Annotated in this window: 10 protein-coding genes; 7 read left to right on the top strand and 3 right to left on the bottom strand. The window is 73.8% G+C overall.

The genetic code is table 11. From position 1 onward, the window contains the following. The first annotated feature begins 272 nt into the window (after window positions 1-272). From Pen02_RS00820 to Pen02_RS00830, 3 genes are all read left to right on the top strand, one after another. Window positions 273-1469 carry an ABC transporter permease gene (locus Pen02_RS00820; RefSeq protein WP_372445549.1) on the top strand — a complete coding sequence of 399 codons (1197 nt, stop codon included), beginning with the start codon at window positions 273-275 and terminating at the stop codon, window positions 1467-1469. A 60-nt stretch (window positions 1470-1529) separates the two neighbouring features. Further along, a complete protein-coding gene (locus Pen02_RS00825) occupies window positions 1530-1838 on the top strand; it encodes a hypothetical protein (protein WP_203863927.1) in 309 nt (102 codons plus the stop codon). Window positions 1839-1944: 106 nt separating this feature from the next. Then, on the top strand, window positions 1945-2436 hold the full coding sequence (locus Pen02_RS00830) for a hypothetical protein (RefSeq protein WP_203863928.1): 492 nt from the start codon (window positions 1945-1947) through the stop codon (window positions 2434-2436). 182 nt (window positions 2437-2618) lie between these two features. Here the strand turns inward: Pen02_RS00830 and Pen02_RS00835 are convergent, their stop codons facing one another. Next, a complete protein-coding gene (locus tag Pen02_RS00835; RefSeq protein WP_203863929.1) occupies window positions 2619-3650 on the bottom strand; it encodes an ABC transporter ATP-binding protein in 1032 nt (343 codons plus the stop codon). Between the two features lie 2 nt (window positions 3651-3652). Between Pen02_RS00835 and Pen02_RS00840 the strand changes: the two genes are divergently transcribed. The 4 genes from Pen02_RS00840 to Pen02_RS00855 all read left to right on the top strand — a co-directional run bounded on the left by Pen02_RS00840 (window position 3653) and on the right by Pen02_RS00855 (window position 9035). Continuing rightward, window positions 3653-4345, top strand: a complete 693-nt coding sequence (locus tag Pen02_RS00840) for an ABC transporter permease (RefSeq protein WP_203863930.1) — start codon at window positions 3653-3655, stop codon at window positions 4343-4345. A 91-nt stretch (window positions 4346-4436) separates the two neighbouring features. Continuing rightward, complete coding sequence (locus Pen02_RS00845; RefSeq protein ID WP_203863931.1) at window positions 4437-5171, top strand: ABC transporter permease; 735 nt, start codon at window positions 4437-4439, stop codon at window positions 5169-5171. A gap of 274 nt (window positions 5172-5445) precedes the next feature. Beyond that, window positions 5446-6459, top strand: a complete 1014-nt coding sequence (locus Pen02_RS00850; protein ID WP_203863932.1) for a glycine betaine ABC transporter substrate-binding protein — start codon at window positions 5446-5448, stop codon at window positions 6457-6459. Between the two features lie 245 nt (window positions 6460-6704). Next, window positions 6705-9035, top strand: a complete 2331-nt coding sequence (locus Pen02_RS00855) for a hypothetical protein (RefSeq protein ID WP_203863933.1) — start codon at window positions 6705-6707, stop codon at window positions 9033-9035. Window positions 9036-9148: 113 nt separating this feature from the next. On the opposite strand, the gene Pen02_RS00860 is transcribed toward Pen02_RS00855, so the two are convergent. Then, window positions 9149-10312: an NADH-quinone oxidoreductase subunit D gene (locus Pen02_RS00860; protein ID WP_203863934.1), complete on the bottom strand. Its 1164-nt coding sequence runs from the start codon at window positions 10310-10312 to the stop codon at window positions 9149-9151. A gap of 204 nt (window positions 10313-10516) precedes the next feature. Next, window positions 10517-11518, bottom strand: a complete 1002-nt coding sequence (locus tag Pen02_RS00865) for an SAM-dependent methyltransferase (RefSeq protein WP_239139856.1) — start codon at window positions 11516-11518, stop codon at window positions 10517-10519. Between the last annotated feature and the right edge of the window lie 104 nt (window positions 11519-11622).

Here is an 11622-nt window from a genome sequence, read left to right on the forward strand (position 1 = left end):
GTGCCTGCGACCGGGCCAGATCCGCCCCCCTCGCTGGATCGGGCCCACGTCCGACCGCTCCGGTCCCGGATGGCGCCCCGGGTCGAAGCCTGCTCGGCGGGACGAAACAGGAGGCGCGCGAGATGGCGTACGACGATTCGATCTACCGGCGCCGGGACGCCGGAATGGACCCGGTCGGCACCGGCGCGCGGGAGGATCCCCGGTACGGCGGTGACGCGGGATACCACGACGACGCCGACATGCGCGGGTCCGGCCACGTCACCGGCCGGTTCATGGGTGGCGAGCCGACCATCGCCGCCGACCCGGAGCCGGTCGAGTCGACCCGGACCCGGCGGAACGTCTCGCCGGCCGCGCTGGAGAACGTCTTCGACGACCCGGCACACGGTGAGCCCGGGCGGGACCGGATCGCCGTGCACCTGCTCTGGGAACTGGTGCTGCTGGTCGTGGTCGGCGGGCTGCTCTTCCTGTGCAACCGGGACTATCCCGACCTGCTCCGGGGCGCGCAGCGGGAGAGCCTGCTCGTCTTCGGTACCGCGCTCGGGCTGCTCACCCTCGGCGCCGGGCTGACCCTGCGGACCGCCGCCCCCAACCTGGCGCTGGGGCCGCTGGCGGTCGCCGCCGCCCTGCACTTCGCGGAGAACTCCGACCGGGGCGTCGTCTCGGCGATGCTGCCGGCGGTACTCGCCGGAGTGGTGGTCGGCCTGGTGATCGCCGTACTGGTGGTGGGCTTCCACGTGCCGAGCTGGGCGGCCAGCCTCGCCGCCGGACTGGCGGTGATCGTCTTCATTCAGCAGCGGACCGCCCCGGTCGACGTGCAGGGCGAGTACGACCCGACCCGGCACGCGCTCTACCTGTTCGGCGGTTTCGCCGCCGTCGCGGTGCTGGCCGGCCTTTTCGGCACCGTCAAGACCGTACGCCGGGCCGTCGGCCGGTTCCGGCCGGTGGGCGACCCGGCACTGCGCCGGGGCGCTGCGGCCGGTGTGCTCGTCACGTTCGGCCTGGTGCTGTCGTCGGTGTTCGCCGTCGGCGCCGGGATGCTGATCGCGGCCGGCGGCACCGGGCCGGTCGCGCCGACCACCGGCATCGAGTGGACCGGTCTGGCCATGGGTGCCGCGCTGCTCGGCGGCGCCAGCGCCTTCGGCCGGCGGGGCGGGATCGCCGGTGGACTGCTGGCCACCGTCGCGCTGACCCTGTTCATCGGGTACGCCGACGAGCGCAACCTGGACATCGCGCCGGCCGCCCTCGCCGCCGTGGTGGTGGCCGTCGGCCTGGTGGTGACCCGCCTGGTCGAGGCGAACGGCCGCCCCCGCTCGTACGCCCAGCGGGAGCCGGAGTGGGTCGAGGAACCGGCGACGACCGCGAGCTGGGACACCGCCCAGGCCCAGCCGCCCGAGCCGTGGAACACCTCGCTGCCCGGCCAGCCGACCGACCGGTGGGGCGGCGACCGGTGGGACGGTACGAACCGCTGACCTTCGGCGGCGCGCCGGCCGGTGCGGCTTGCGGCGGTTCGGGCGGATAGGCTCGGCGTTATGACGGAATCGGGTGCCGAGTCGCGTACCACGCCCACCTTTGCCGAACTGGACGCGTTGTCCACGGAGGAGTTGCGCGAGCGGGCTTTCGCGCTGGCCCGGGAACGGCGGGACATCGGCTTCTTCTGGTCGGTGATCCGGCACCTGCCGAACGCGGACGAGGCGGCGGCGCTGGACGGCTCGCCGAACGCCGCCGGGCCGACGGTGGACGAGGCGGTCGCGCTCTGGCGGGAGTTCACCGGCCACGGCTACGAGGAGACCGCGCCGCTGCTCCGGGCCGCCTTCATCGACTACCTTCAGAAACACTAAAAACGCGCTATTGGTACTCCAGGGCGCGCATCGGTTCAAGCCAAGCGCATTCCTGGAAATCCGGCACCGGGTTTCGGGAACTGATTCCGCTGGGAATTACCGGCGCATGGCTCTCACCAACAGATACAAGACGGCCACGGGTGCGGGCACGATCGCCGCACTCGTACTGGTCCTGGTCTTCGGCAGTCCGTGGTATGCCGACTGGGCCCGGGACGAGACCGATCCGGACACGGCGGGCGGCTGGTTCCTCCGGCTACTGGCCTGGCCCGCCTGGCGGTTCGACTCGGACGACACGATCCAGAACATCATCGCCGCCGATCTCAAGGCGATCCTCGTGGTGGTGCTCACCTGGGTCTTCCTCTACCTGCTGCCCGGCTCGCAACTGGCCCGGGCCAGGGGCACCCTCAGCCAGTTCCTGGCGGGCTGGTCGGCGTACGTCTTCGCCGGTGCATTCGCGGCGCTCTTCGCCACGCTGATCGGCAGCAACCCGTCGCTGCTTGGCGCCTTCCAGGCCGCCGGCAGCGGTGCCGGGTACGGCTTCTTCGTCGGCTGGATCGTCGGCATCGCCACCCTCGGCGGCTGGCGCGGACGGCGCTGAGGTCGGCGCCCCACCCCCCGGGCACGACCTCGGCACCCCTCGGGCGGACAAGCCCGCTCGACGGCGCCCGGAGTGACCGATCGCCCCTCCCGCGACGGCACACTCCGGGCGCCGTGCTGTCCGCACGCCTGTGGCCTGTGGGCGTCGCGCGGTTCCGGTGGTGACGGGCGGGTGGGGTGCGGCTACCCGCCGACCGGGTCGGCCGGGTAGTCGATGCTGAGGATCCGGTGCCGGCTCACGGTGCCGACCGGCTCGCCGCCCTCGTCGGTGACCCGGGCGTCGTCCGAGTTGGTCCGGAGCAGCACCGCCAGCGCGTCGTAGAGCGACGATCCGAGCGGCACGGTCGGCAGCCCGGCGGTCTCGCCCGGGTCGGCCGGCAGCGGGCGCAGCAGGTCCCGGGTGACCGGGGTGACCGCGAGCCGCCGGATCGCCCGGTCGGCCCCGACGAACTCCCGGACGAACGCCGAGGCCGGCTCGCCGAGCAGGGTCGCCGGGCTGGCGTACTGCTCCAGCCTGCCGCCCTGGGAGAGCACCACGATCCGGTCGCCCAGCCGGACGGCCTCGTCCAGGTCGTGGGTGACCAGCACAGTCGTCTTGCGCACCTCGGCCTGGAGCCGCAGGAACTCCTCCTGGAGCCGGGCCCGCGCGATCGGGTCGACGGCCGAGAACGGCTCGTCCATCAGCAGCACCACCGGGTCGGCGGCGAGCGCCCGGGCCACCCCGACCCGCTGCCGCTGCCCGCCGGACAGCTCGTGCGGGTAGCGCGGGCCGAAGGTGGCCGGGTCGAGGCCGACTAGCTCCAACAGCTCGTCGGCGCGTCGTGCGGTCCGGGCCTTCGGCCAGCCGAGCAGCCTCGGTACGGTGCCGACGTTCGTGGCGATGGTCTGGTGCGGAAAGAGCCCGACGTTCTGGATCACGTAGCCGATCCGTCGCCGCAGCCGGACCGGGTCGACCCGGGTGACGTCCTCGTCGCCGAGCAGGATCCGCCCGGCGGTCGGCTCGATCAGCCGGTTGACCATGCGCAGCACGGTGGACTTGCCGCAGCCGGACGGGCCGATAAGCACCACCAACTCGCCGGCCTTGACCTCCAGACTCAGCTCGCCGACCGCCACCGTGCCGTCGGGGTACTGCTTGCGAACCTGGTCGAGGGTGATCGCGGCGGCACCCGTGGTGCCGGCGGACCCGGCGGAGTCGGCCTCCGGGGTAACGTCCACGTATGTCCTTCCGGGTGATCGACCGGGCTGACCCGGGTAATCCGTGGTTCTCCTGGGATTATGTGCAGGGCAATTCGGAGACGATCCTCGCCGCGCTGCGGGAGCACGCCGCCCTCACCGCCCAGGCGGTGCTGATCGCCGCCCTGGTCGCGATCCCGCTCGCCGTGCTGGCGTACTGGTTCCGGCCGCTCACCGGGCCGATTCTCGCACTCTCCGGTGTCCTCTACACGATCCCGTCACTGGCGCTGTTCGCCTTCGTCGCACCGTACCTCGGGACGGGGACGGCGACGGTACTGCTCGGGCTGGTGCTCTACGCCCTGCTCCTGATCATCCGGAACGTGCTCGCCGGGCTCAACCAGGTGCCGGCGGAGGTCCGGGACGCGGCCCAGGGCATGGGGTACGGCCGGTTCGCCCGGCTGCTCCGGATCGACCTGCCGCTGGCGTTGCCGGGCATCTTCACCGGCCTGCGCCTGGCCACCGTCTCCACGGTGGCACTCGTCACCGTCGGCGTACTCGTCGGGCACGGCGGGCTCGGGCAGCTCATCCTCGGCGGCTTCCGGAACAACTTCTTCAAAGCGGAGATCATGACCGGAACGCTGCTCTGCGTACTGCTGGCGCTGGTTCTCGACCTGCTACTCGCCGGGCTGGCCCGGCTGCTCACCCCGTGGGCGCGGCGCCGGGGAGCGGCCGGATGACCCCGGCGCGGCACACCGGCACGACCACGGCGCGGCACACCGGCACGACCACGGCGCGGCACACCGGCACGACTCCGGGGAGGGCGGCCCGATGAACCCGATCGAGCAGGCGGTCGTCTGGCTCAACGACCCGCTGAACTGGACCAACCCCGGCGGCGTACTCGACCGCCTGGTCGAGCACCTCGGCATCTCCGGCGCCGCCGTGGCGCTCGGCTGCCTGGTCGCCTGGCCGCTCGGGCTCTGGCTCGGCCACACCGGCCGGGGCGGCGGGGTCGTGGTGCTGGTGTCCAACGTCACGCTCGCCATCCCCACCATCGCGCTGCTGACCATCCTGCCGCTGACCGCGCTCGGCTTCGGCAAGCCGCCGGTGATCATCGCGCTGGCGGTCTTCGCGGTGCCGCCGCTGCTGGCCAACGCGTACACGGGGATTCGGCAGGTCGATCCGGAGGTGCGGGACGCGGCACGGGGCATGGGGCTCTCCGGCGGGCAGTTGCTGCGCCGGGTGGAGTTGCCGCTCGCGGTGCCGTACCTGGCGGCCGGGTTCCGTACCGCCGCCGTGCAGGTGGTGGCGACCGCCGCGCTCGCCTCGTTCGTCAACGGAGGCGGGCTGGGGCAGATCATCAGTGCCGGCTTCGGGCTGGGCATCTCGATCGGCGGCGGGCAGATCCTGGCCGGCGGGCTGCTGGTCGCCCTGCTCGCGCTGCTGGTCGAGCTGGCCTTCGCCCTGGTCGAACGGGTGGTCACGCCCCGGCCGCTGCGCCGCAACCGCCGCCGGGTCGCCCGGCGGGCCGACCAGCGGGCGGCAGCGGCGATCACCGGCTCCTGACCGGGCGACGCGGTGTGTGTCTGATCACCCATGGCGTCCCGGTTCAGGCCCGGACCGGACCGCCCGCCAGGCGTGACTTTAACCCTTGGTAATCATCTCTGCGCACCTCGTGCCCCTTTGCGTGACGATCCGGTGACGAAGCGCGCCTCGGATTGTCGTACCAGACGGGAGGATGTTTCGTGGAAGGTCGCGGGCGGCCGTCCTGAGATGTCGCCCGTCGGACACGCGGCCGGCCCACCCCGGGCCGCGCCGGGACACAGGAGGCGGGCGTTTCATGCGCACACGTACACGTCTGGCAGTCGGCGCCGCCGGTGCCGTCGTCGCGGCCGGGTTTCTCGCCGGCTGTGGCGGTGCCGGCTCGTCCGGCACCCAGGCTCCGGCGACCGGGGCGCAGGCCGCCGGTTGCGCGCCGGTGGCCGGGTCGAGCCTGGTCGTGCTCGACGACGACAAGAAGCTCCAGAACACCGACAACATCATTCCGGCGATCAACAGCAAGGTGGCCCAGCCGCAGCTCGTCGCGGCCCTGGACAAGGTCTCGGACAGCCTCGACACCACCAAGCTGATCGGCCTGAACAAGGCGGTCGACGTGGACCGCAAGACCCCGAAGGTGGCCGCCGAGGAGTTCGCCTCGGCCAACAACCTGACCGCCGGCATTCCCACCGGCGGCACCGGCAACATCACCGTCGGCGCGGCCAACTTCAGCGAGAACCAGACCCTGGGCGAGCTGTACCGGATCGCTCTCACCGCCGCCGGCTACCAGGTCAGGGTGCAGCAGATCGGCAACCGCGAACTGTACGAGCCGGCGCTGGAGAAGGGCCAGATCCAGGTCGTCCCGGAGTACGCGGCGACGATGGCGGACTTCCTGAACAACAAGGTGAACGCCAAGTCCGGCGCCACCCCGCCGCCGATCTCCTCGCCCGACCTCAACCAGACGGTGACCGGGCTGAAGGCGGCCGGCGAGAAGGTCGGCATCACCTTCGGCAAGCCGTCCGCCGCGCAGGACCAGAACGCGTTCGCGGTCACCAAGGAGTTCGCCGACAAGTACTCCGTGCGTACGCTCAGCGACCTGGCGGCCAAGTGCTCCGGCTCGGCGACCGTACTCGGCGGCCCGCCGGAGTGCCCGCAGCGGCCGAAGTGCCAGGCCGGGCTGATCCAGGTCTACAACTTCAACGCAGGCCGGTTCGACTCGCTCGACGCGGGTGGCCCGCAGACCAAGTCGGCACTGACCACCGGTGCGATCAGCGTCGGGCTGGTGTTCTCGTCGGACGGCGCGCTCGCCACGAGCTGACGACCGGCATGCTCGACGCGGGTTGACGACCAGCGCGCTCGACGGCACGGCGGTGCCGCGCTCTGCGGAGGCGAACACGTCGGTCCCGGCGGCGTGCCGGGCGGCGCGGGGCCGGGTCGACGAGCCGGGCTGACAGCGGAACTACCGAGGGGTCGGTCGACGTCACCATGGGTGGCGTCGGTCGGCCCCTCGTTTGCCGGCGCCGCCATTTCGGTCCCCGGCAACTGTGGGTAGGCTCGACTGCCATGTCAGCCCGCGAGGCCCCCGAGGAATCCCGCCGCCGGCCGCTGCTGACCGTACTCTTCTGGGTCGGGGTGGGGCTGGCTCCGTTGGCTGCCCTGTTACTCCTGGTCGGGCAGGGCAACGGGCCGCTCCGGATCGCGGCGGTGCTGGCCGTGCTTGCGGTCGTACTCATCGGACTGTCGATCACCTTGCGTGGCGACTCGGAGGGTGTCCGGCTGGACATGGAGGAGACCCTCGTCGAGGAACTCGACGACCTGCGGGGCGAGTTGCGCAACGACATCGCCACCGCCGCCCGCGCCACCCACAAGGCGTTCGGCGAGAAACTGGAGGTCGTGCAGGGCAACGTCGAGGCGCTGCGTGGCCAGATAGAGGCGGTACGGGCCAGCGCCGCCGTGCCGGCGGCCAGCGCGGCTCCCGCTCCCGTTCCCCCGTCCGCTTCCGCCTCCGCCGTCGGGGCGGCCGGTCCGACGGGCACCGCGGCGGTCACCGGTGCCGCCGGTGTGCCCACCGGCCGAGCCTCGGGCGAGCCGAACCAGAACTGGGCCCCGACCGATCCGGGCCGGGCCGGCCGAGCGTCGGGGGAGCCGGCTTCGGGAGGCTGGGCCTCGACCGATCCGGGCCGGGCCGGGCGAGCGTCGGGTGAGCAGGCTTCAGCGGGCTGGGCCTCGACCGATCCCGGCCGGGCCGGGCGGGCGACGAGTGAGCCGGCTTCGGCGGGCTGGGCGCCGGGTGGGCCGGGGCGGGACGGATCCGGTTCCCGGCCGGAAGGAGCACGTCGCGCCGCCGCCGGGCCGGGGCCGTCGTACGGCGCCGGCCAGGACGACACCGGCGAGCACCACGGCCGGTCCGGCGGCGGCTACCAGGCAGGCAACTCGTCCGGCGGAGAGCGGGGCGGGTCCGGGCGCCGGGGCCACGGCCGGGACGACGCGGCGGACTCCGGCCAGTACGGCCAGCCGTGGGCGCAGGGCGCCCGGCCGCACCGGGGCGGTCCCGGCGGGATGCCGTCCGGGCCGCCGCTCGGTCGCGGCGTGGTCCGGCACACCGAGACCGTGCAGGTGACCACCCGGCAGACGATCGTCGGCGGACACGAGGACGACGACCACCAGGCGGGCGGCTACGGCGCCGGAACCTACGGTGGCGGTGTCTACGGCGGTGGTGCCCAGGCCGGCGGCTACGGCGGCGGTGTCTACGGCGCCGGTGGCGGCTACGGCGGTGGCGGGGACCGGGCCGGTCGGGACGGCGGTTACGGCGGACACGAGGACCGGGCCGCTCGGGCCGCCGGCGGCTACGGCGGCGACGAACGCCGGGGCAGCGGCGGCACCTACGGCGGCGGCGACGAGCGCCGGAGCAGCGGCAACTACGGCGGCGGTGACGAGCGCCGGGGCGCGGGTGGCACCTATGGCGGTGGCGACCGTCGGGGCCACGGCGACGACGATCGTGCCGGGTACGGCGGTGCCGGGGACCGGGGTGGCTACGGCGGCGGTGAGCGCGACGGCTACCGGACCGGTGACCAGGGCGGCGGGAGCGGCGGCAACTACGGTGGCGGCGACCGTGGTCGGGAAGGGCGTGCCGAGGAGCCCGACGACCGGGACCGGCGCTCTGCCCCGGGCCGGTCCGCCGGCGAGCCCACCGACCCGGGGCGGGCCGGGCGGCCCGGCGACGGTGGCGGCTGGCGCGGTCGCTCGACGGAGCCGGACCCGGACTTGGTGACCGGGGACCCGGCCGACGACTCGTACTGGGCCGAGTTGCGGGCCGGCGAGCGCTGGGCCTCGGTACGCAGCGACGACCGGGGCCGGGAGGCCCGGATGGGCGAGCGCCGGGCGTCGATGCGGAGCGACGAGTCGGGTACGGAGTTGCGGGTCGAGGACCGCTGGGCGGAGGTACGCCAGGAGGAGCCGAGGCCGGGCGGGGACCGGCGGGCCGGTCGCCAGTGGTCGGAGCCCCGCGACGACGACCGGCGCTCCGCCGGCCAGTACGGCTCGGGCGGCTGGTCCGGGACCGACGAGCGGCGTGACGGTGGCCGTGATGCGGTCGACGAGCGGCGTGGTGGCGGGCGTGATGCGGTCGACGAGCGGCGTGGTGGTGGCCGTGAGCCGGGTGAGGACCGGGGCTGGGACCGGTCGGGCGGTGCGCCGGCCCTGCCCGCCGGTGGTGTGGACCCGGCCTCCGTCTGGGGTCCTCCGCGCCAGGAGCCGGAGCCGGAGCCGGCACGACGTGGCCGGCGGCACCGGGACGACGAGGAGTACGGCTACCCGCCGCTGGACGAGTCGCCCCGGGCCGGCGGCACCCGACGCTCGGAGTACGGCTACCCGGAGGCCGACGGCTGGCGGTGAGGTAGGCGGCTGGCGGTGAGGTCGGCGCCCGATCCGGACCGTCGACCGCCGACGGCTGGCCGTGAGGCTCCGGACGGAACGCCGGACCTGCCGAGGTCACCCGCCCCGGAGCACTACTTGTCGACGTCCCCGACCACGAAGAACATCGAACCGAGGATCGCGATCAGGTCCGGTACGAGGCAGCCGGGCAGCAGCGTGGCCAGCGCCTGCACGTTGGCGTACGAGGCGGTGCGCAGTTTCATCCGCCACGGGGTCTTGTCGCCCCGGGACACCAGGTAGTAGCCGTTGATGCCGAGCGGGTTCTCGGTCCAGGCGTAGGTGTGCCCCTCCGGCGCCTTCACCACCTTGGGCAGCCGCACGTTCACCGGACCGCTGATCCGGTCCACCTGCTCCAGGCAGCGTTCCGCGAGGTCGAGTGAGACGTACGCCTGGTCGAGCAGGACCTCGAACCGGGAGTGGCAGTCCCCGGCGGTCCGGGTCACCACCGGCACCTCCAGCGACCCGTACGCCAGGTACGGCTCGTCGCGGCGCAGGTCGAGGTCGAGCCCGGAGGCGCGGGCGACCGGTCCGGAGGCGCCGAAGGCGGCGGCGTCGGCGGCGGAGAGCACCCCGACGCCGACGGTACGGGCCAGGAAGATGTCGTTGCGCCGGATCAGGTTGTCCAGGTCCGGCAGGCTGCGGCGTACCTCGCCGATCGCCGCCCTGGCCCGCCGGGTCCAGCCGGCCGGTACCTCCTCCTTGAGCCCGCCGACCCGGTTGAACATGTAGTGCATCCGGCCGCCGGAGACCTCCTCCATGACCGCCTGGAGGGTCTCGCGTTCCCGGAACGCGTAGAACATCGGGGTGATGGCGCCGATCTCCAGCGGGTACGAGCCGAGGAACATCAGGTGGTTGAGCACCCGGTTCAGCTCGGCCAGGGCGGTACGCAGCCAGACGGCCCGCTCCGGCACCTCCATCCCCATCAGCCGCTCGACCGCCAGCACCACGCCCAGCTCGTTGGAGAACGCCGAGAGCCAGTCGTGCCGGTTGGCCAGCACGATGATCTGCCGGTAGTCGCGTACCTCGAAGAGCTTCTCCGCGCCCCGGTGCATGTAGCCGACGATCGGCTCGCAGGAGATCACCCGCTCGCCGTCGAGTACCAGCTTGAGCCGGAGCACGCCGTGCGTCGACGGATGCTGCGGCCCGATGTTGAGCACCATGTCGGCGGTGTCCAGGCCCGCCCCGGTGCCGACGGTCAATTCCCGCAGCGTTCCGGTGTCGGCAGTCATGCCCGCCATCGTGCCACGATCCGCCCGGCCGCAACGCCGGCCGCCTGGACGACCACGCCGCGTTCCGTCGGGGATTCGAGCCGGGAAGACTGGCGCGCCGCTCATCCGCGTCCGGCCGTTCCGCGATCCGCCCGGTCGCATCGTCGGCCGCCTGCCGCCGTTCCGCGAGCGGGCCGGTCGCCGAGCGGGCACGGGCGCGGGCAGGCGGGATCGCTAGCCGGGTTCGTCCAGGGGCCGGAAGTCGAGGCCGACCGGTTGGAACAGCCACCAGTGGCCGCCGAGGCCGGCCGGGTCGGTCAGTTCGGCCGCCGTGGACGCCCGGGCGAGCGCGCGGACGTAGCCGGCCGGGTCGGTCGAGGCCAGGGTCAGCGCGGGTCGTCGTCCGTCGGCCCCGAGTGCGCGCAGTGCGGTGCGCTGGTCGACCAGGGTGTACGGCAGGCCGGCCACCGCCGTACCGGCCGCCGCCACCGAATCCACCGCCACGTGCGCGGTCAGGTCGCGGCTGCCGTCCGGCACCGGGTCCACCTGCCGACCGGCGCGGAACCCGGTGAGCGTGCCGTAGCGGGGGCGGGTGTTCCGCAGGTGTCCGTAGTCGACGGCGAGCGCCAGCCCCCGGTGCAGGCTGCCGACCGCCGTCGCCCAGGCAGTGTCCCGGGTCAGCCCGATCTCGACCCGCCCTGATGGGTGCGGTTCGGTCGGCCACCACCGGGCGAGCCAGTCCGTCTCGGCCGGGTCGAGCGGGCCGCCGGGCGACTCCGTTCCGGTGGCGGGGTCGACAAGTACCCGTCGCCAGCCGGCCGGGCCGGGTTCGGCCACGTCCAGCGGTACGTTGTCGAGCCATTCGGTCGCGACCAGCAGCCCGACGGTCCGCTCCGGCAGGTCGGCCCGCCAGCCGATCGTTCCTGGCAACAGCTCGGGACGCGGGGCCAGCTCGACGGCGGTCAGCCGGAGCCGGGCGGCGAGGGCCGGCGGCGCGAGCCGGGACAGGGTGTCGAGCAGTTCACCCCGGCCGGCGCCGACGTCGACCACGTCCAACGGGTCCGGCCGGCCCAGCGCGGCGTCGAGCCGGTCCAGCATCCGCAGCAGCGCGTCGCCGAGCACCGGTACGGCGTGCGCGCTGGTCCGGAAGTGCGCGGCCGGTCCGGCGCCGTCGACGAAGAACCCCTGGTCACCGTAGAGCGCGGTGGTCATCGCGGCTCGCCATCCGATCGGCACCGACCCAGGTTATGCGCCCCCGATCGGCCCCCGATCGCCCGATCGCCCGCTTCGGGCGCAGTGCGGGACGGGGCCGTGGACGGGAGCGCGGACGGGGCCTGGAC

Source organism: Plantactinospora endophytica (assembly GCF_016862915.1).
Classification (GTDB): Bacteria; Actinomycetota; Actinomycetes; order Mycobacteriales; family Micromonosporaceae; genus Plantactinospora; species Plantactinospora endophytica.